At 66.2% G+C, this 19,660-nt stretch carries 23 protein-coding genes; 10 read left to right on the plus strand and 13 right to left on the minus strand.

Going from position 1 to position 19,660, the window contains the following annotated elements:
* Positions 1-83 precede the first annotated feature (83 nt).
* Positions 84-2,033 carry an OPT family oligopeptide transporter gene (locus U1872_RS14345; RefSeq protein ID WP_332793564.1) on the minus strand — a complete coding sequence of 650 codons (1,950 nt, stop codon included), beginning with the start codon at positions 2,031-2,033 and terminating at the stop codon, positions 84-86.
* 121 nt (positions 2,034-2,154) lie between these two features.
* On the opposite strand from U1872_RS14345, the gene U1872_RS14350 reads away from it, so the two are divergent.
* The 6 genes from U1872_RS14350 to U1872_RS14375 are packed head-to-tail and all read left to right on the plus strand — an operon-like array spanning position 2,155 to position 8,295.
* Positions 2,155-2,610: a MarR family winged helix-turn-helix transcriptional regulator gene (locus U1872_RS14350; protein ID WP_332793565.1), complete on the plus strand. Its 456-nt coding sequence runs from the start codon at positions 2,155-2,157 to the stop codon at positions 2,608-2,610.
* Positions 2,603-3,706, plus strand: coding sequence for an HlyD family secretion protein (locus tag U1872_RS14355; protein WP_332793566.1), 1,104 nt, complete (start codon positions 2,603-2,605; stop codon positions 3,704-3,706). Before U1872_RS14350 ends, U1872_RS14355 begins: the two co-directional genes overlap by 8 nt.
* Positions 3,693-5,324 (plus strand): DHA2 family efflux MFS transporter permease subunit, encoded by a 1,632-nt coding sequence (locus U1872_RS14360; RefSeq protein WP_332793567.1) that lies wholly within the window; start codon positions 3,693-3,695, stop codon positions 5,322-5,324. The genes U1872_RS14355 and U1872_RS14360 overlap by 14 nt, the downstream gene beginning before the upstream one ends.
* Positions 5,325-5,384: 60 nt before the next feature.
* The gene (locus tag U1872_RS14365) at positions 5,385-6,215 is read left to right on the plus strand and encodes a diacylglycerol/lipid kinase family protein (protein WP_332793568.1); all 831 of its coding nucleotides are present in this window, start codon (positions 5,385-5,387) and stop codon (positions 6,213-6,215) included.
* Entirely contained in the window at positions 6,212-6,979 is a 768-nt protein-coding gene (locus tag U1872_RS14370; protein ID WP_332793569.1) for a metallophosphoesterase family protein, read from the plus strand. Before U1872_RS14365 ends, U1872_RS14370 begins: the two co-directional genes overlap by 4 nt.
* Before the next feature lie 53 nt (positions 6,980-7,032).
* Positions 7,033-8,295 (plus strand): dipeptidase, encoded by a 1,263-nt coding sequence (locus U1872_RS14375; protein WP_332793570.1) that lies wholly within the window; start codon positions 7,033-7,035, stop codon positions 8,293-8,295.
* Between the two features lie 86 nt (positions 8,296-8,381).
* Here U1872_RS14375 and rpsI read toward each other — a convergent pair whose 3' ends face one another.
* The 4 genes from rpsI to U1872_RS14395 all read right to left on the minus strand — a co-directional run bounded on the left by rpsI (position 8,382) and on the right by U1872_RS14395 (position 11,254).
* Positions 8,382-8,942 (minus strand): 30S ribosomal protein S9, encoded by a 561-nt coding sequence (rpsI, locus tag U1872_RS14380; protein ID WP_332793571.1) that lies wholly within the window; start codon positions 8,940-8,942, stop codon positions 8,382-8,384.
* On the minus strand, positions 8,942-9,421 hold the full coding sequence (gene rplM / locus U1872_RS14385) for a 50S ribosomal protein L13 (RefSeq protein ID WP_010185350.1): 480 nt from the start codon (positions 9,419-9,421) through the stop codon (positions 8,942-8,944). The genes rpsI and rplM overlap by 1 nt, the downstream gene beginning before the upstream one ends.
* Before the next feature lie 150 nt (positions 9,422-9,571).
* A complete protein-coding gene (locus tag U1872_RS14390) occupies positions 9,572-10,609 on the minus strand; it encodes a COX15/CtaA family protein (protein ID WP_332793572.1) in 1,038 nt (345 codons plus the stop codon).
* A 60-nt stretch (positions 10,610-10,669) separates the two neighbouring features.
* Entirely contained in the window at positions 10,670-11,254 is a 585-nt protein-coding gene (locus tag U1872_RS14395; RefSeq protein WP_332793573.1) for a hypothetical protein, read from the minus strand.
* Between the two features lie 140 nt (positions 11,255-11,394).
* Between U1872_RS14395 and U1872_RS14400 the strand changes: the two genes are divergently transcribed.
* Together U1872_RS14400 and U1872_RS14405 are read left to right on the plus strand one after the other, a co-directional pair.
* Positions 11,395-11,787 carry a MerC domain-containing protein gene (locus U1872_RS14400; protein ID WP_332793574.1) on the plus strand — a complete coding sequence of 131 codons (393 nt, stop codon included), beginning with the start codon at positions 11,395-11,397 and terminating at the stop codon, positions 11,785-11,787.
* Between the two features lie 53 nt (positions 11,788-11,840).
* On the plus strand, positions 11,841-12,299 hold the full coding sequence (locus U1872_RS14405) for a Fur family transcriptional regulator (protein WP_332793575.1): 459 nt from the start codon (positions 11,841-11,843) through the stop codon (positions 12,297-12,299).
* A 21-nt stretch (positions 12,300-12,320) separates the two neighbouring features.
* Here the strand turns inward: U1872_RS14405 and U1872_RS14410 are convergent, their stop codons facing one another.
* Positions 12,321-12,860 carry a GNAT family N-acetyltransferase gene (locus U1872_RS14410; protein WP_332793576.1) on the minus strand — a complete coding sequence of 180 codons (540 nt, stop codon included), beginning with the start codon at positions 12,858-12,860 and terminating at the stop codon, positions 12,321-12,323.
* 117 nt (positions 12,861-12,977) lie between these two features.
* Between U1872_RS14410 and dxs the strand changes: the two genes are divergently transcribed.
* Positions 12,978-14,903 (plus strand): 1-deoxy-D-xylulose-5-phosphate synthase, encoded by a 1,926-nt coding sequence (gene dxs, locus U1872_RS14415; RefSeq protein ID WP_332793577.1) that lies wholly within the window; start codon positions 12,978-12,980, stop codon positions 14,901-14,903.
* Between the two features lie 85 nt (positions 14,904-14,988).
* Here dxs and U1872_RS14420 read toward each other — a convergent pair whose 3' ends face one another.
* Positions 14,989-15,576 (minus strand): hypothetical protein, encoded by a 588-nt coding sequence (locus U1872_RS14420; RefSeq protein ID WP_332793578.1) that lies wholly within the window; start codon positions 15,574-15,576, stop codon positions 14,989-14,991.
* Between the two features lie 195 nt (positions 15,577-15,771).
* On the opposite strand from U1872_RS14420, the gene U1872_RS14425 reads away from it, so the two are divergent.
* Entirely contained in the window at positions 15,772-16,470 is a 699-nt protein-coding gene (locus U1872_RS14425; protein WP_332793579.1) for a DUF6629 family protein, read from the plus strand.
* 162 nt (positions 16,471-16,632) lie between these two features.
* Here the strand turns inward: U1872_RS14425 and U1872_RS14430 are convergent, their stop codons facing one another.
* The 6 genes from U1872_RS14430 to U1872_RS14455 all read right to left on the minus strand — a co-directional run bounded on the left by U1872_RS14430 (position 16,633) and on the right by U1872_RS14455 (position 19,611).
* On the minus strand, positions 16,633-16,782 hold the full coding sequence (locus tag U1872_RS14430) for a hypothetical protein (RefSeq protein WP_332793580.1): 150 nt from the start codon (positions 16,780-16,782) through the stop codon (positions 16,633-16,635).
* Between the two features lie 149 nt (positions 16,783-16,931).
* Positions 16,932-17,222 (minus strand): hypothetical protein, encoded by a 291-nt coding sequence (locus U1872_RS14435; RefSeq protein WP_332793581.1) that lies wholly within the window; start codon positions 17,220-17,222, stop codon positions 16,932-16,934.
* A complete protein-coding gene (locus U1872_RS14440) occupies positions 17,203-17,979 on the minus strand; it encodes a RelA/SpoT domain-containing protein (protein ID WP_332793582.1) in 777 nt (258 codons plus the stop codon). The genes U1872_RS14435 and U1872_RS14440 overlap by 20 nt, the downstream gene beginning before the upstream one ends.
* A gap of 2 nt (positions 17,980-17,981) precedes the next feature.
* The gene (locus U1872_RS14445; RefSeq protein ID WP_140851713.1) at positions 17,982-19,046 is read right to left on the minus strand and encodes a ribonucleotide-diphosphate reductase subunit beta; all 1,065 of its coding nucleotides are present in this window, start codon (positions 19,044-19,046) and stop codon (positions 17,982-17,984) included.
* A 59-nt stretch (positions 19,047-19,105) separates the two neighbouring features.
* Entirely contained in the window at positions 19,106-19,306 is a 201-nt protein-coding gene (locus U1872_RS14450) for a hypothetical protein (protein WP_332793583.1), read from the minus strand.
* Entirely contained in the window at positions 19,303-19,611 is a 309-nt protein-coding gene (locus U1872_RS14455; RefSeq protein ID WP_332793584.1) for a hypothetical protein, read from the minus strand. The genes U1872_RS14450 and U1872_RS14455 overlap by 4 nt, the downstream gene beginning before the upstream one ends.
* Positions 19,612-19,660: the final 49 nt, after the last annotated feature.

Consider the following 19,660-nt stretch of genomic DNA (forward strand, 5'->3'; position numbering starts at 1 on the left):
GGGGAAGGGTGAGGGCAGCTCGGTCTTCTGCCCTCACCCGACCTCGCTGCGCTCGGCCACCCTCTCCCGATAGGAGAGGGGTTTCAGCGCGTCGCGGCAACCGCGCGGCAATACAGCAGCGCCGCTATCCCCAGGAACAGCAGCGTCCCGCCGATCAGCCCGGCGGTCTCGTGCCCCGGGCCGATCAGCCTGAGCGGCGCATCTTTGCCCGTCGCCCACACTACCAGCGCGAACAGCACGCCCCACAGGCTCTCGCCGACGATCATCCCGGTTGCGGTGAGCGTGCCCATCCGCTCGGCGACCTCGGGGTTGGCGCTGCGGCGTGCCCAGCGATCGTAGATCCAGCCGAACAGCGCGCCGAGCACGGTCGGCAGGATCACCGCCATCGGCAGATAGATGCCGAGCGCGACGCCGAGCGGCGGAAGGCGCAGCAGGCGGAGCTTGCCGAGCAGTTCGTCGAGCGCGATCAGCCCGACCCCGGCGAGCACGCCATAGCCGAGCATCGTCCAGTTCGCGTCGCCCGACAGCACGCCCTTGGCCAGCGCCGAAATCAGCCCGGCCTGCGGGGCGGCGAGCGCATTCGGCCCCGCGCCGGGGACGCCGACGAAGCCCATTCCGCTGTTGAGCACGTTGAGCACCGGCGGGATGATCAGCGAACCGAACACCACGCCGATCACCAAGGCGACTTGCTGCTTCCACGGCGTCGCGCCGACCAGCTGGCCGGTCTTGAGATCCTGCAGATTATCGTTCGAGATCGTCGCCACGCCGAACACGATGCCGGTGACGATCAGCGCATAAGCAATCAGCGCACGTGTCGTGTCGGCGCCGGGATGCTGCCCGAACAGCCCGACCAGCATCAACGACGAGCCGATGATCGCGAGGATGCCGATCCCCGAGACGGGCGAGTTGGACGCGCCGATCAACCCGGCCATATAGCCGCACACCGCCGCGATCATCAGCCCCGCGACGAGCACGAACACCAGCGCGCCAGCGATCAGCAACACCGCCGATCCGGCCAGCGCGCCGCCCGCGATCACGTCCCACAGCAGCCAGGCGATCGGCAGCAGCGTCAGCAGTGCGACGCCGGCGACCCACGCGATCGGCAGGTCGCGCTCTTCCAGCGCGAGCGTCTCGCCCTTGCCACGCGCCGCGCTCGCCGCCAGCGCCGAGCGGACGCCGCCGATCACCGGGCCGGCGATCTTGACCAGCGTCCAGATCGCCGAGATGCCGATCACGCCTGCGCCGAAGAAGCGCACGTCGCCCTTCCACATCGTGTCGACCCACGCGGCGATGTCGCCCGGCATGGGATGCGCCGCGGTTAGGAGCGGCACGAGCACGAACCAGCCGATCACCAGCCCGAGCGCCATCGCCGCGCCGACCGAGATGCCGACGAGATGGCCGACGCCGAGCAAGGCGAATGACAGGCTCCCCGAAATCCCCGTCGCGCCCGCGCCGACGCGGAAGGTGGTCGCGGCGGTGTCGGTGATGATCTTGGTCTGGGTGAAGATAGCGAAGCCCGCCGAAGCGACCGCGTTCCAGATCAGCACGAGCAGGCCCTGCTTCGCTTCCGCCTCGCCTTCGCGCGATCCGGCGCCGATGTGCAGCACCTCGGCGGCGGCGACACCCTCGGGATAGGGCAGGTCGGTGTCGACGACGAGCGCGCGCCGCAGCGGCACCGAGAACATCACGCCGAGGATGCCGCCCGTCGCGGTGATCATCGCGGTCTGGACATAGGGAAAGTCCTGCCACCAGCCGATCATCACCAGCCCGGGCAGCACGAAGATGATCGCCGCCAGCGTCCCCGCCGCGCTCGCGACGGTCTGGACGATATTGTTCTCGAGGATCGTCGATCCCTTGAACAGCTTGAGGATCGCCATCGAGATCACCGCGGCGGGGATCGAGGTCGCGAAGGTCAGGCCGACCTTCAGTCCGAGATAGACGTTGGCGGCGGTGAACAGCAGCGTGATGAGGCCGCCGAGCAGTACGCCGCGCAGCGTGAGTTCGGCGATCGGGAGGGGGCGTGGTGCGGTCATACGCTCTGGTGCCACAGGCCGAGGGGGCGGGAACAGGGGGTATGCGCATTCGTTCGCGATCGGCATGATTTTGCTGCATCGCAACAAAGGACACCCTAGCTATTCTGAGCATGCTTATTATATGAGCTGTGTGAACGATTCGATTGCCTTCGTGATCAGCGATGTGTCGCGCCTGATGCGCCGGCGCTTCGACGAGCGTGCGCGCGCGATCGGCGTGACGCGGACGCAGTGGCGCGTGCTGAAATTCCTGCAGCGCGGGGAAGGGATCAATCAGGGCGGTCTGGCCGAGTTGCTCGAGGTCGAGCCGATCACCGCGTGCCGGATGATCGATCGGCTCGAGGAGGCCGGTCTGGTCGAGCGGCGGCGCGATCCCGGTGATCGCCGCGCGTGGCGGATCTTCCTGACCGATCGCGCGCGACCGCTGCTCGACGAGCTCGGTCACCTCGCCGACGATCTGCTGGCGAGCGCGCTCACCGGAATTTCGAGCGCCGACCACGATCTCGTGATGACGACGCTACAACGTATACAGACGAACCTGTCCGACCCTCATACCGCCAAAGAGGCCGCCAATGGCTGACGCAGACCCCAAGATCGACCGTGACGCCGCCAGCGAGACGGTAATCATCGCGCCCGCGCCGGGCGTGCAGGGCGCCGCACCGGTCAAGCGGCGGAACTGGTTGCACTTGGTGCTGATGCTCAGCCTGCCGCTGCTCATCATCGCGATCGCGGCCTATTTCTGGCTCACCGCAGGACGCTTCGTGTCGACCGACAATGCCTATATCCAGCAGGACAAGGTGTCGGTGTCGGCCGACGTCGGGGGGCGGATCGTCGCGGTCAAGGTGCGCGAGAACCAGCCAGTCAAGGCCGGCGACCTGCTGTTCCAGATCGACCCCGCGCCGTATCGCATCGCGCTGGCGCAGGCCAATGCCGCGATTGCGACCGCGCGCGTGCAGGTCAGCACGCTCGCCACCGACAGCGGCGGCGCCGCGGCCGACATCGGCAGCGCGCGCGCCGACATCGCGCTCGCTCAGGCGACCTATGACCGCCAGGCGCAGCTGATGAAGCAGGGCTTCACCACCCGCGCCAGCTTCGACGCCGCCGCGCAGCAGGTCGCCGCCGCGCGTGCCAAGCTCGCGACCGCACAGGCGAGCGCCGCCAAGGCGCGTGCGCAGGTCGGCAGCGGCACCGATGGGTCGGGCGTCCCGGCCGCGGTGCAGGCGGCGATGGCGCAGCGCGACAAGGCCGCGCTCGATCTCCAGCGCACCTCGGTCTACGCGCCGGTGGCGGGGACGATCAGCCAGTCGGACCGCTTGCAGGTCGGCGCGATGATGATCACCGGGTTGCCCGCGGTCAGCGTCGTCGCGGCGCATGCGGCGTGGGTCGAGGCCAATTTCAAGGAAACCGACCTCAACAAGATGCGCGTCGGGCAACCCGCCGAGGTCGATTTCGACGCGTATAGCGGGGTCAAGCTCAAGGGCCATGTGATGTCGATAGGCGCGGGCACCGGCTCCGAATTTTCGGTGCTGCCGGCGCAGAATGCGACGGGCAACTGGGTCAAGGTGACGCAGCGCGTACCGGTGCGGATCGCGATCGACGAGGCCAGCCCGCGGCCGATGATCGCTGGCTTGAGCGTCAACGTGACGGTCGACGTTCGCGACCATGGCAACCGCTAACCCGGGCGCTGGCGGCGGGGCGGGGGACGACTCCGAGAACCTCGCCGGCATCGCCTCGACCGAGGAGGCCGCGCCGTTCGAGGAGCGCGCGGCGCTGCACACCACCAATCGCCCGCTGCTGACCTTCGGCGTGATGGCGGCGACGATCATGCAGATCCTCGATTCGACCATCGCCAACGTCGCGCTGCCGCACATGCAGGCGTCGCTCAGCGCGACCGCGGATACCATCACCTGGGTGCTGACGAGCTATATCGTCGCATCGGCGGTCGCGATTCCGCTGACCGGCTGGCTCGCCGACCGGATCGGGTCGCGCAATCTCTTCCTCGGCGCGGTGGTCGGCTTCGTCATCGCCTCGATGCTGTGCGGTCTGGCGACCAGCCTGCCAGAGATGGTCGCGTTCCGCGTGCTGCAGGGCATTGCCGCGGCGTTCATGAACCCGCTCAGCCAGACGGTTATGATGGACATCAACCCCAAGTCGAAACAGGCCGCAGCCATGTCGATCTGGGGAATGGGGATCATGGTCGGGCCGATCCTCGGGCCGATCATCGGCGGCTGGTTGACCGAGAATTACGATTGGCGCTGGTGCTTCTACGTCAACGTGCCGATCGGGATCGTGTGCTTCGCGATCCTGTGGGCGCTGCTGCCGTCGCGCCAGATCACGCGGCGCGGGTTCGACCTGTTCGGCTTCGGCGTCCTGGCGATCGCGATCAGCGTGTTCCAGCTGATGCTCGACCGCGGCCAGACACAGGACTGGTTCAGCTCGTGGGAGGTGTGGATCGAAGGGATGGTCGCGCTCGGCGCGGCGTGGATCTTCCTTGTCCATCTGTTCACCGCCAAGACGCCGCTGTTCGATCGCGCCCTGTTCATGAACCGCAATCTGCTGACCGGAGTCGGCTTCATGCTGGTGATCGGCGTGCTGATGAACGCGACGCTCGCGCTGCTGCCGCAGATGCTGCAGTCGCTGTTCGGCTATCCGGTGCTGTCGGCGGGCATCCTGCTGATGCCGCGCGGCGTCGGGATCGTCGCGTCGATGTATGTCGCCGGGCAGTTGATGAAGCGCCAGGTCGACCCGCGGCTGATGGTCGGCGGCGGCCTGCTGATCGCGGGCTGGTCGCTCTACGACATGACGAGCTGGACGCTCGAAATGGGGCAGCAGCCGTTCATCGTGACGGGGTTCATCCAGGGGGTTGGGCTCGGCCTGATCTTCATCCCGCTCAACATCATGGCGTTCGGCACGCTCGCCGCGCATTTCCGCACCGAGGCGGCGAGTTTGCTCAACCTGGCGCGCAACATCGGCGGGTCGGCGGGGATTTCGGTTGTCACCGCGATGCTGACGCGCAACATCCAGACCAGCCACGCCGATCTCGCACAGCATATCCCCGATCCGGGGCTGATATCGAACGATCCGGTGGTGGGTTCGCTCACCGGCAGTTCGACCGACGTGATCCTCTCGATGGCCGACGGGATCGTCAACGCGCAGGCGGCGATGATCGCCTATCTCGACGACTTCAAGCTTATGATGATCCTGACGCTCGCGGTCGTGCCGCTGGTGCTGCTGCTCAAGCGCCCTGCGCCGCCCAAGGCGGGCGAGGCCGAGGTGCATGTGGCGATGGACTGAACCCGGCGCTTTCGTGTTGCGCAGCCGTTACTTCGGCGCGGGTCGTGCGTTGAGCGCGCCATGCAGAAACTCTGGTTCATCACCAACGTCAAATCGGGCACCGCGAGGCCCGCCAAGGCCGATGCGATCGCGACGCTGTTCGCCGAGCGCGGCCTGACGCTGGTCGGGCGCACCGCCTTCCCCGAGGATGCGCTGCCGACGCCCGCTGAACTCGACGCGGCCGGGGTCGACACCGCTGTGCTGTTCGCCGGCGACGGGACGATCAACGCCGCGGTCAGCGCGCTGGCGGAGTGGAACGGCGCGATCCTGATCCTGCCGGGCGGGACGATGAACCTGCTCGCCAAGCTGCTCCACGGATCGACCGATCCTGCCGCGATCCTCGCCGCCGCGGTCGAGCGTGGGCGCAAGATTGCCCTGCCGGTGGTCGAGGTGGCCGGAAACCGCGCGCTGGTCGGGCTGATCCTCGGGCCAGCAGCGAATTGGGTGCGCGCCCGCGAACTGGTGCGGGCAGGGCGGATCCGCGGGCTGGCACGCGCGCTGCGGCATGCGTGGCGGCGCACTTTCGGGCGCGGCGTCCGGCTCGAGGGCGTGCCCGGGCTCAAGCACGGCGCGCAGGCGGTGCTGGTGCGCGCTGAGGCAGGCCGGCTCGATGTCGCCGCGATCGATGCGCGTGACTTCCGTGCGCTGGCGCGGCTCGGCTGGGAATGGGTGACGGGCGATTGGGTCGCGGCGTCGGAAGTGACGCAGTGCCACGCGACGCAGTTCCGCACGCGCGGCGACAAGCCCGCGCTCGCGCTGGTCGACGGCGAGCCGGTGATGCTGGAACCCGGCAGCGATGTCCGCGTAGGGATGATGCGCGAGATCTTCATCGCGACCAGGCAGGAGGCATGATGCGGCTGTTCCACGTCAGCGACGTCCATTTCGGGCGTGAGGACACGCAGGCGGTCGCGTGGTTCGACGCGCTGGTCAAGGCCGAGCGGCCCGACGCGGTGATCATGACCGGCGACCTGACGATGCGCGCGCGCCGACGCGAGTTCGCCGCCGGGCTGACCTGGCTGCAGGGGCTGGGCGTGCCCGTCACGGTCGAGGTCGGCAATCACGATCTGCCCTATTTCAACCCGATCGACCGCTTGTTCCGCCCGTATCGCCGGATGACCGCGATCGAGCGGATGGTCGAGCAGCCGCTCGACCTGCCGGGCGTGGCGATCGTCCCGCTGGTGACGACGGCGCGCGCCCAGTGGCGCTGGAACTGGTCGAAGGGCAAGGTCAGCGATCGCTCGCTCGCTCGCGCGCTCGAGCTCGTTGCGGCAGTGCCCGAGGGCAAGCTGATCTTCATCGCCTGCCACCATCCGCTGGTCGAGCCCGAGACGCGGACCTCGGCGCAGACGCACAATGGCGCCACGGCGCTAAAACGGCTGGCCGAGGCGGGGGCGAAGGCGGTGCTGACCGGGCATGTTCACGACCCGTTCGATATCGCGCACAGCATCGCCGGGCAGACGGTGCGGATGATCGGCGCGGGCACCTTGTCCGAGCGGACGCGGACGACACCGCCGTCGTTCAACGAGATCCGCGTCGCCGACGGACGCTTCGACGTGCTGCTGCGCACGATGACGAGTGCGCCCGATCAACCGCTCGAACGCGAACGCGCGGAATAGGGCCGTCGTCCGGAAGGGGTTGTAACGCGCCGGCTGCGCGATACGCTGGCGTAATGAAAGTTGCCCTCCTGCTCGCGCCGCTCCTGCTCGCCACCGCACCCGCTTTTGCGGGGCCGTCCGACATCGACGCCCGCGTCGCGCGCGTGCTCAAGCGCACGCCGCTGATTGATGGGCATAACGACTGGGCCGAGACGCTCGTCGGCCGCGCCGGCGATGCGCGCTGGACGATGGACCTGACGACGCTCGATCCGGTCAAATACGACACCGACATCACACGGCTGCGCAAGGGTGGCGTCGGCGGGCAATTCTGGTCAGTCTATGTCGATGCCAGTTTGCCGGGGCCGCAACAGGTCGAGGCGACGCTCGAGCAGATCGGGCTGATGCAGCAGATCTTCGCGCGCTATCCGACTGTGTTCCAGGCGGCGACCACCGCCGCCGATGTCCGGCGGATCCAGGCGAAGGGCCGGATCGCGTCGCTGCTCGGGGTCGAGGGCGGCGGGCAGATCGACGGCAAGTTCGCCGTGCTGCGCGCCTATCGCCAGCTCGGCGCCTCCTATCTCACGCTGACGCATTCGCGGACGATCGCCTGGGCCGATTCGGCGACCGACGATCCGAAGCATGGCGGGCTCACCAAATTCGGCGAAGTAGTGGTGCACGAGCTCAACCGGCTCGGCATGCTGGTCGATCTCAGCCACGTCAACGAAGCGACGATGCGCGCCGCCTTGCGCGTGTCTAGCGCCCCGGTGATCTTCTCGCATTCGAGCGCGCGCGCGCTGTGCGATCATCCGCGCAACGTGTCCGATGAGGTACTCACGCTGCTCGCCGCCAATGGCGGGATCGTGATGGTCAATTTCGCGCCGAGCTACGTCTCCGAACAGCGCCGGCTGTGGGAGGCGGCGCATAATGGCGAGATCGCCAGCTACAATGCGCCGCCATTCGGCGGGCTCTATATCGGGCAGCCCGACAAGGCCAAGGCGGCGCTCGCGGCGTGGGAGCAGGCGCACCCCAAGCCGGCGGTGACGCTGACGATGGTCGCCGACCATATCGACCATATCGCCAAGGTGGCGGGGATCGACCATGTCGGGATCGGATCGGATTTCGATGGCTTGAGCGAATTGCCGCAAGGGCTCGACGGCGTCGAGACCTATCCCGCCTTGCTCGCCGAACTGGCGCGCCGCGGGTGGAGCGACCGCGATCTCGCCAAGCTGGCGGGCGGCAACATCCTGCGCGTGATGGCGGGTGCCGAGCGCGCGGCGCTCGCGCTGAAGGGCGAGCCCGCGGCGACCGCGACGATCGCGCAACTCGACGGCGCATGATCGCGCGGTCGCGGGGGGCGGCCAGCGCACACGAAAAGGGCGGCCCGTTGCCGGACCGCCCCTTCGCGAACCAGAGATCCGAAAGCTTAGCGCTTCGAGAACTGGAAGCTACGACGGGCCTTCGCCTTGCCGTACTTCTTACGCTCGACCGTGCGGCTGTCGCGGGTCAGGAAGCCGGCGGCCTTGACGGGCGCGCGCAGGATCGGCTCGAACTTGGTCAGTGCCTGGCTGATGCCATGCTTGACCGCGCCGGCCTGGCCCGAAAGGCCACCACCCTTGACGGTGCAGACGACGTCATAGGCACCATCACGCTCGGTCACGCCGAACGGCTGGTTGATGACGAGACGCAGCGTCGGACGTGCGAAATACACTTCCTGGTCGCGGCCGTTGATCGTGATCTTGCCCGAGCCGGGCTTGATCCACACGCGTGCGACGGCGTCCTTACGACGGCCGGTCGCATAGGCGCGGCCATACTGGTCGAGGATCTGCTCGCGCAGCGGCATCGGCTCGTGCGTCGGCGCCGCGGGTGCAGCAACGTAATCTTCGCCGGTGGCAGGCGCGGTCGTCGCAGCGGCAGGCGCTGCAACCGGTGCCGGCGTGTTGGTCAGGCCGGCGAGATCGGCGAGGGACTGGCGGTTGTCGGACATTAGTTGCCCACCTTGTTCTTGCGGTTCATGCTGCCGATGTCGAGGACTTCGGGGTTCTGCGCTTCGTGCGGATGCTCGGTGCCGGCGAAGACGCGCAGGTTGCGCAGCTGGGCGCGACCTAGCGGGCCGCGCGGAATCATCCGCTCGATGGCCTTTTCGATGATCCGCTCGGGGAAACGACCCTCGAGGATCTTGCCGGCCGCGACGCCCTTAATGCCGCCGGCATAGCCGGTGTGGCGGTAATAGATCTTGTCCTTGAGCTTGTTGCCCGTGAACCGCACCTTGTCCGCGTTGATGATGATGACATTGTCACCGCAATCGACGTGCGGGGTGAAGCTCGGCTTATGCTTGCCGCGCAGGATGTTCGCGATGATCGACGCCATACGGCCGACGACCAGACCGTCGGCATCGACGATGATCCATTTCTTCTCCACCTCATGCGGCAATGCCGGCTTGGTGGTCTTCATCAGCGCCTTCATGGGGCTTGTGACCTTTATGCTAAAATGACAGATGCCGCCCCTTCGAGGACGGCACCGTTGGTGGCGCTATTGCTGTGTGGAGGCGGGAAAGTCAAGCAAAGTGCGGCTTTGCTGACGGGTAACGGGATACCGGAGCTGTTTTGCGCCGCGTTAGATCGCGCGGCGGCCGACGGCGTGCGCCGCTGCGGCAGTCGCGATCACGAGCAGGGCGGCATTGGCCTGATGCGCGACCGCGACGCCGATCTCGACGCCGCTCAGCAACGTCACGATGCCGAGCACGATCTGCGCGCAGACCAGGCCGATCAGCGCCAGCCCAAGGCGCGGCGCCCCGGCGCGGCGGGCGCGCGCGGCGAGCATCATCACGCCGAACGCGACCGCGAAGGCGAGCCAGCGATGGACGAACTGGACGACGATCGGATTGTCGAACAGGTTGCGCCACAGCGGATCGGTAAACGGCGTCGCCATCGGGAAGAGCGCGTCGCCCATCAACGGCCAGCTCGAAAAGGCGTAGCCGGCGCGCAGGCCAGCGGTCAGCGCGCCGAACAGGATCTGCGCGAACAGCAGCACGATCGCGATAGCCGGGATCAGCCGCAGCCGGGCAGGGCGCGCCAGCCGTGTGTCGGCGAGCGCGCGCAGATCGAGCGCGGTCCACACCATGCCGGCGAGCGTGAACAGAGCGGTGAGCAGATGCGTCGCGAGCCAGCCTGGCGCGACCTCGGTCCGTCCGCTCAGCCCAGAGCGCACCATCAGCCAGCCGAACGTGCCCTGCAGCGCGATCAGCGAAAACAAAGCGACGAGCCGCACCAGATAGCCGCGCGGGATCCGCCGCCGCACCGCGAACCAGACGAGCGGCACGAGAAAGGCGAGGCCGATCACCCGGCCGAGCATGCGGTGGAGATATTCCCAGAAGAAGATCGCCTTGAACCCGGCGAGCGTCATGCCCTGGTTGAAGGCCTCGTATTGCGGGATCGTCCGGTAATTGGCGAATTCGGCCTGCCACTGTGCGTCGGTCAGCGGCGGGATGGTGCCGCTCAACGGTTTCCACTGCGTGATCGACAGCCCCGACTCGGTCAGCCGGGTGATTCCGCCAATCACGACGATCGCGACGATCAGCGCGGCCACCACGAACAGCCAGTTGGAAAGCGTCCGCGGACGGACGGTGGAGGGAAGCGAGGACGCCTGAAGCATCGTGCGACCTTACGCCGTTGTCGGCGGCGCGTCGATTGGACAAACTGCCGCGGGGGCCCTTCATCCGGGCTGGTGTCGATAGTCCTCGAGCTGCTTTGCCTGATCCACCAGCATCGGGACGTTGGTCGCCTGGCGCAGCGCATCGGACAGCAGGTCGCGCTGATACGGCTCCTGCGTCCAGGCGTGTCCCGGGGCGCGCTGGAATTGCGTGCCATAGACTTGCGGCTGTCCGATCCGCTGAAGATAGCGGTCGAGCGTCGCTGCGGCGATCCACACCGCCTGGGGTTTGCCGCGGGCGGCCGCGATCACTGCGAGCGTATGCGCCTTGAGGAAATCCGCTGGCGTCTCGCCATGCTGGAACAGATAGGCCGCGTGATAGAAATCGTCCCCGCTGTGCAGGGCGCCCGTGTCGAGCAGCACCTGCGTCCGCGCCCGGCGGGCGCGATCCGCCGGCCACAGGATTTTCCAGTCGATCGTGGCGGGGGTGTCGCGCGCCTTCTGATCGGCGTCGAACAGCGCGGTCATCTCTGGGTTGCTGCCGGGTTGCGGCGCGGATGCGGGCCGCGTGGCGGTTTCGGCCGGGGCGGGGGAGGTTGCCGACGCGGCGGTCGCCCACAGCATGAGCCCGACGATAGCGCAGTGCATTGTCACTCCCCACCCTCATTCAGTCCAGACACCACCATGCGGTGCGCCATGGCAGCATACCAGTCCGACCGCACGCCGCTGCAAAAAATCATCAATGATATGTTGTAACCTGACGCTCGACATGCCACATGCCGAGCAGCATGACGACTCTCGCACAAACCCCCGCGCTCCGCTGGATCGAACAGCGATTCGACAATATGGCGATCGGCCTGTCGGGGCTGTGCGTGGTGCATTGCATCGCGAGTTCGGTGTTCATCGCGCTCGCCTCGACCGCGGGGGGGCTGCTGCTCAATCCGCTGTTCCACGAGATCGGGCTGACGATCGCGATCGGCTTCGGCGTGTTCGCGCTCGGGCGGGGGATCTTCACGCATGGCTATATGATGCCCGCGGTGGTCGGCTCGGCTGGCCTGGGCACGATGGCGGGGGCGATTTCGCTGCCGCATGACGGATCGGGGATGGAGACGGTGTGGACGCTGATCGGCGTGGCGACGCTCGCGCTCGGCCACGACCTCAACCGCCGCGCGGCCAACTGAGGCCGGCGAGTCGCGCCGTTGCGGCGCGGCACCGCAGCGCCTATCTCCCGTACATGGCCATGCATCAGCACACAGAACCGCAGGGCGCCGATCTCGCGCTCGCCGCCCAGGCGACGCTCGAACGATCGGGCGAGCAGTGGACCGCGATGCGCGCCAACATCTTCCGGGCGCTCGCCGGGTTCGACAAGCCGGCCTCGGCCTATGACATCGCCGAGGCGGTCTCCAAGGCCGAGGGGCGGCGCGTCGCCGCCAACAGCGTGTACCGCATCCTCGACCTGTTCGTCGGCGCCAATCTGGCGCGGCGGGTGGAAAGCTCGAACGCCTATATCGCCAACGCGCACCCCGACTGCCTCCACGATTGCATCTTCCTCGTCTGCGACACGTGTGGGCAGACGACGCATCTCGATGACGACCGGATCACAAAGGGCGTGCGCTCGGCAGCGGAAGCGGCCGGATTTTCGCCGGTGCGCCCGGTGATCGAAGTGCGCGGCAAGTGCGCCGACTGCGGCTGAGCCGCGCTCAGCCCAGATTTCTCAGCCGAGGTCCTTCCCCATCCGCACGCCCGGTACCGGCGTGCCGCGATCGGCCATGCTGGCGACGCGCTCGATCTGCCGATAGCCCGCCGCGCGGTAGAGCGGTTCGCCCGCCAGCGTCGCCATCAGCTCGACCCGCGCGAACCCGGCTGACGCCGCGGCGGCTTCGCACAGCGCCAGCACGTGCCGCCCGACGCCGCGCCGGACATGCGCCGGATCGGTGTACATCGCGCGGATCCGGCCTGGCTCGCAGGTCGGATCGAGCCGGCGCGCGTCGCGTGGTGCGGCGCCGACGCTGCCGCCATAGAGTGTCGCGCGATAGCTCCAGCCGCCGCACCCGGCGAGCCGCCCGTCCTGTTCAACCAGGAAATAGGTGCCGTCGGCGATCAATTGCGTGTCGAGTCCCATGCTCAACCGGCTCGCCGCAACCTGTTCGGGCGACAGGAAATCGTGCTGCAGCGCTGCGATCGCACGATCCATCAGCGCCGTGATCGCCGGAATGTCGGCGGTGGCGGCGAGGCGATGGGTAAGGTCGGTCATGGCGGGTCCTGCGCGAGCGTGCAGCCGATGTGATGCCGACATGCACCGCGCGTCAAGAATGTCCGTCGTGCTATCGAGGTAATCGACACGCCGTTGGCGGCGCGCTAAGCAGGCCCGATGGTCGATATTCTCCAGACGCCGCTGCTCGACACGGTGCACCTTCCCGCCGATTTGCGGACGCTCGCTCCAACCCAGCTCCGCCAGCTTGCCGACGAGCTCCGCCAGGAGACGATCGCCGCGGTCGGCGTGACCGGCGGGCATCTCGGTTCGGGGCTTGGTGTGGTCGAGCTCACCGTCGCGATTCACTATGTGTTCGATACCCCCAACGACAAGTTGGTGTGGGACGTCGGCCACCAATGCTATCCGCACAAGATCCTCACCGGTCGGCGCGACCGGATCCGGACGCTGCGGATGGGGGGAGGCCTGTCGGGCTTCACCAAGCGCTCCGAGAGCGAATATGACCCGTTCGGCGCGGCGCACAGCTCGACCTCGATCTCGGCTGCGCTCGGCTTCGGCGTCGCCAACAAGATTGCCGACAAGCCCGGCAAGGGCATTGCGGTGATCGGCGACGGCGCGATGTCGGCGGGCATGGCCTATGAGGCGATGAACAACGCAGCCCAGGCCGGCAACCGGCTGGTCGTGATCCTCAACGACAATGACATGTCGATCGCGCCGCCGGTCGGCGGGCTTTCGGCCTATCTCAGCCGCATCGTGTCGAGCCGCGAGTTCCTGGGGTTCCGCGATCTGGCGCGGAAACTCGCCAAGCGGCTGCCCAAGCCAATCGCGACGGGCATGCGCAAGACCGAGGAATTCGCCCGCGGCATGGCGATGGGCGGCACCTTGTTCGAGGAGCTCGGCTTCTATTATGTCGGCCCGATCGACGGGCATAACCTCGACCAGCTGATCCCCGTGCTCGAGAATGTCCGCGATGCCGAGGAGGGCCCGATCCTCGTTCACGTCGTGACCAAGAAGGGCAAGGGCTATGCCCCGGCCGAGGCCGCGGCGGACAAATATCACGGCGTGCAGAAGTTCGACGTCATCTCGGGCGTGCAGACCAAGGCGCCCCCGGGGCCGCCGCAGTATCAGAACGTGTTCGGCGCGCAGCTTTCGAAGGAAGCCGAGACCGATCCGCGGATCTGCGCGATCACCGCGGCGATGCCATCGGGCACCGGGCTCGACGCCTTCGCCAAGGCGCATCCCGAGCGCTTCTTCGACGTCGGTATCGCCGAGCAGCACGCCGTCACCTTCGCAGCCGGCCTCGCCGCGCAGGGGATGCGGCCGTTCTGCGCGATCTATTCGACCTTCCTGCAGCGCGCTTATGACCAGGTCGTCCACGACGTCTGCATCCAGAACCTGCCGGTGCGCTTCGCGATCGACCGTGCGGGCCTGGTCGGGGCCGACGGCGCGACGCATGCCGGGTCGTTCGACGTCGCCTATCTCGCCACGCTGCCCAACATGGTGGTGATGGCGCCGGCCGACGAAGCCGAACTGGTGCACATGACGCACACCGCGATCCTGCATGACAGCGGGCCGATCGCGGTACGCTATCCGCGCGGCAACGGCACCGGCGTGGAGCTTCCCGCGGTCGCCGAGCAGCTCGAGATCGGCAAGGGGCGGATCGTGCGGCACGGGCACAAGGTCGCGATCCTGTCGCTCGGCACGCGACTCGAAGAGGCGCTGCGCGCGGCCGAGGCGCTCGAGGCGAAGGGGTTGTCGACGACCGTCGCCGATCTGCGCTTTGCCAAGCCGCTCGACGAGGATCTGATCCGCAAGCTGCTGACGACGCACGAAGTCGCGGTGACGATCGAGGAAGGTGCCGTCGGCGGTCTCGGCGCGCACGTGCTGACCTTCGCCAGCGACTCGGGCCTGATCGACGCGGGGCTCAAGCTGCGCACGATGCGGCTGCCCGACATGTTCCAGGACCAGGACAAGCCCGAGCTGCAATATGCCCAGGCCGGGCTCGACGCCGAGGCGATCGTCGAGACGGTCCTGAAGGCGCTGCGGCACAATTCGGGCAGCGTGGTCGAGGGCGCGCGGGCGTAACGCTGCTCAGGCCCCTCCCTCGATGGGGAGGGGCCGGGGCGCCGGACGCGGAAAGTCACACGAACGTCACACCATCGCGCGGGCGTCAGGCGCCCTCGTCGCGCGGTGGCTTCGGCGAATAGTCGGCCTCGATCAGCATATCGACGTCGCCCGGCACATCGGCCAGCGCGTCGAGCGAGCCGGGGAGCAGGAAGCGCGCATCGGCCATGCGCTGCTCGACGCTCTGCTGCTCGATGCCGCGCCCGCCGAAGGTGCTCGGCAATAGATGCTGGAGCAGGAACATCATCATCTTGTCGGAGGGGACGCTCGTCTCCGACACCAGCATTCCGCCGCGCCAGATCTCGCGCGGGGTGCCGAGCACCGCACGCTCGAACGCGATCGCGGTGAGCCGGCCGGCGGCGACCATCAGCGCCTCGTCCCACGCCTTGGCGAAGCCCGCGCCCGCCGGGTGGCGCCGTAGCCGGTAGGCCGAGCGCGGGTGGATCCCCGCCGCGTCGGCGGCGACCGAGACGCACCCGGTATCGGCGAGCGCCGCGAGGAAATCGCGCTGGCGATCGGCGGTCCAGCCGTCCTTGCGGACGCGCAGGCGCGCTTCGGCCATTTCGGCGCGGATCCGGCGCTCGGCCTCGACGCGAAAATATTCGCGCGGGTACAGGTCTTCGAAATCGGACATTTCGCCACCTCCGTGTTTGGGCGGCGCTCCATTTAACCTAAGGGGTTCGTGTAGGACAGCCTCGCGGGCCCGGTGGGTCGGTCGGCCTCGGCCTGTCGCGCGGGGCGGCGCGGGTTGGCAGGCGCGATGGCGCTGGCAATCCTGGCAAATCCTCCGCATCTGGGCGCGTCACCGCGATTTCCTGAAGGTCAGCCCATGTGCTTTTCGGCCACCGCAAGTTTCTCCGCTGCGGGTTTGCTGGGCGTGGTCGGCGTGGCGACGCTGCGGCATGTCCGCGAGCCGCGCGCGCTGCTGTTCGCGTGCGTGCCGCTGCTGTTCGCGGTGCACCAGTTCTCCGAAGGGATGGTGTGGCTCGCGCTCGCGGGGCGGCTCGGGGCGGTGGCGGTCGACCACACGGTGTTCCTCTTCACGCTCTATGCGATCGGGATCCTGCCGCTGCTGATGCCCGTCGCGGTGGTGCTGATGGAGCCGCCGGGGTGGCGGCGGCGCGTGATCCTTGGCTTGTGCTGCGTGGGGGCGGTGGTGTTCGCGTGGGACATGACCGGCCTCGTCGTCGCGCCGACCTGCGCGGTGATCGAGCAGCATTCGATCACCTATACCAACCCGATCACCAGCCGGATGTGGGTGTCGTTGCTCTACATCCTCGCGACGTGCGGGGCGCTGCTGCTGTCGACGCACCGCGTGGTGCGGGGGTATGGGCTGCTAAACGTGATCGGGCTGACGATCGTGCATCTGGTCAAGGGCTATGCGTTCGCGTCGGTGTGGTGCTTCTATGCCGCGGTGCTGAGCGTGGTGCTGTATCGGCAGTTCAACCGGCAGGACATCGATGTGGCGACGCCTAATGGGACGAGTGCGCCGAGGCGGCCGTTTGTTTTGTCTTGGTTGCGGGGGTGAGGGGCCTGCAATCCTCCCCCGCCAGGGGGAGGTGGCGCGTATGCGCCGGAGGGGGAGGTAAGTGGGCGCTCTCTTGCAGAGGACACCGCTTCCGCCCCCTCCGTCGGCCTGCGGCCGCCACCTCCCCCTGGCGGGGGAGGATTGAAAGAGTCGCGCTCTGGCCTAGGCCGCCGAGCGCACCAATTCCCCAGCGGCATCGAGCCGGCGATGCAGCGCATCGGCGGACAGCTCGAAGCCATTGGGCCAGGCCGGCGCCCCGCTTTCAATGAAGGCGCGCGCGAAGAAGGCGGGGTCGGCGAGTGGGCGGGTCATCACCGTATCATGCGCGATGTAGTCGGCGGCGGTCCAGCCTGCGGCGGCTCCGTCGGAAAACGAGAGGCGATCGATGACGTCTCTGTTAGGGTCGATCGGGAAGTAGCTTCATCGGATCTATGATTTTTAAAATATGGCATAGAGTGTGATTATAATTCGCCAGCTAAGTGCGCCTTGATAACCGCGTCAAGGTAATCGACAAAGTCAGTCGTGTCGGCAAAGTAATTTCGAAATGTCACTCGCATATTATCAAACGAGTCAGCTCGAACAAGCACCACATCCGCCTCGCCGAGAAACTCCTTTTCATAGTAATTGTAGCGGTCGATCGCTCTGTAAACGTTATCAAAAGAAAGTATTGTAAGATCGCTATCATTTTCCTTTGCTGTGGCAACAAGAGGAAATATCAAAATATTGTTTTTCTTAAAATCGATCGACACCATTTTTGAGTTCACGCGACGAAATAACTCTAAAACTCGTGTATCTCTCTCCAATGCGTCGAGTTTTTTTTATCAGATCTCCCAACGACTTATCTGGATAGCAAGAGGTGGAATATTCATAAACTCTTGCTAGAATTTCACTGGCTATTGCAAAAAACTCTATGACGTCCGGACTACCTTGTCCGAATTTTGGATTGTTATGCGTTAGCAGGCCGGCTACTTCAACGGCGGTCGCCCAGGAATGCTGAAGTAAAGTGCGGTATTGTATCTCAACAAGCAATCCGTTGAAAGCCAAGCCACTGTCTGATCGGACGTTGTATTCGTAAACGTCATGAACCCCTCTGTATCCGTCCTCCTTCGGATGAATTAGATAGTTCCACCTATCGTCTTCGATGTGCTTTCGTTTATGAGCGAAGCGCGCTGAGTGAAAATCACGCCTGAATTCTATTAAATCTTCAAGGATAGGAAAGATAACCCGACAGCCGGCAATGTCATGCATGCGGCCAAGTTGCATGTCAGGAAAGCGCTTTAGCTTATTAAGAATCGTCGCGCGCCTTTTAAGGCGCGTTCCTACGATAACCTCGGTGCCGCGAGATCGACGTCGAAGATTGGCTTGGAATGTATTGATTACATAAGCATGGGCCGCCCGCCACTTTTCGAGTGCTGCTACATCTTCTGGCGTCTCCTTATTCTGGCTAATGCGAATGCCAGCTTTGGAGACTTGCTTTCTCGAAGTGGTGGGGGGCGCCCAGTTTCCCATAGCTATTCCGCCGCAACCCCCGCCCGCGAGAACATATCCCCCGCGTCGCCGGCATCCTCATTCGCCACCGGAACCCCAACACCCGCCTTCGCCTTCTGGCGCTTGTCGAAGCCGTCCCAAACCTCGTTCCAATTCCCGCGCGTCGCCGCCTTCGAATATTCGGTGGCGCGCTGTTCGAAGAAGTTGGCGTGCTCGACGCCGTTGAGCATCGGCGCGAGCCAGGGGAGGGGGTGTTCGTCGATCATGTAGATCGGCTTCATCCCCAGCTGCCCCAGGCGCCAGTCGGCGATGTAGCGGATGTACTTCTTGATCTCCTTGGGGGTCATGCCGTTGACCGGGCCCATCTCGAACGCGAGATCGATGAAATTGTCCTCGAGCCGGACAGTGTGCTGGCACATGTCGGCAATGTCGTCGCGCACCGACTTGGTCATGCAGTTGCGCTCGGCGCAGAAGGCGTGGAACAGCTTGATGATGCCCTCGCAGTGGAGGCTCTCGTCGCGGATCGACCAGGTGACGATCTGCCCCATGCCCTTCATCTTGTTGAAGCGCGGGAAGTTCATCAGCATGGCGAAGCTGGCGAAGAGCTGCAGCCCCTCGGTGAAGCCGCCGAACATCGCGAGCGTCTTGGCGATGTCCTCGTCGGTGTCGACGCCGAAGGTCTGCAGGTAATCGTGCTTGTCCTTCATCTCGCTATATTCGAGGAAGGCGCCGTACTCGCTCTCGGGCATGCCGATCGTGTCGAGCAGATGGCTGTAGGCGGCGATGTGCACCGTCTCCATGTTGCTGAACGCGGCCAGCATCATCTTGATCTCGGTCGGCTTGAAGATGCGGCCGTATTTCTCGTGATAGCAATCCTGCACCTCGACGTCCGCCTGGGTGAAGAAGCGGAAGATCTGCGTCAGCAGGTTGCGCTCATGGTCGCTGAGCTTCTGCGCCCAGTCGCGGCAATCCTCGCCCAAGGGCACTTCCTCGGGCATCCAGTGGATCTGCTGCTGGCGCTTCCAGAAATCGAACGCCCAGGGGTATTCGAACGGCTTGTACTGCTTGCGGGCTTCGGTGAGGGACATGGGTTTGGTACTCCGGGACTATGTTCTGGGGATGGGTTGAAACTGGGGGTGAAACGGGGTCAGGCGGCGACGCTCCAGCGCCACATCGCGCTCGCCGACATCAGCAGCACGATGCCGAGCGACAGCGCCATGATGCCGATCATGCGGAAGGCGTAGACCTTGCCCGGCGCACTCGGCCGCGTGAGCGACAGCAGCAGGCCGGCGCCGATCACCGTGAACAGCACGGCGACCGCGTACATGATGGCGATCGACAGGCTCATCGCCGCACCACGCGCGTGACGTAGACGGTGCGCGTGCGGTTCGCGCCGACGCCTAGGAAGACGATGCCGATGAAGAAGCCGAAATCGTACCAGCCGCCCTGGTTGGGGACGGCATAGACCGCGATATCGGGCACCAGCAGCGACAGCACCCAGGCGACCGGGAAAATGAAGCCGTGCCACACGCCGAGCAGGAAGCCGGGCGAATCGGCGCCGTGCTGCACCGCGCTCGACACCTGATGCGCGCACGCGGCGAGCAGCAGCGGGGTTGCCAGGAGGGCGTTGCGGAGGCGTAACAATCGCATCATAGTCTCTCCCGTGCATCCAATGCACCGACGGCGCGTTGGGGGCTGGCAA

This window comes from Parasphingomonas frigoris, from assembly GCF_036663815.1.
Taxonomy (GTDB): domain Bacteria; phylum Pseudomonadota; class Alphaproteobacteria; order Sphingomonadales; family Sphingomonadaceae; genus Sphingomonas.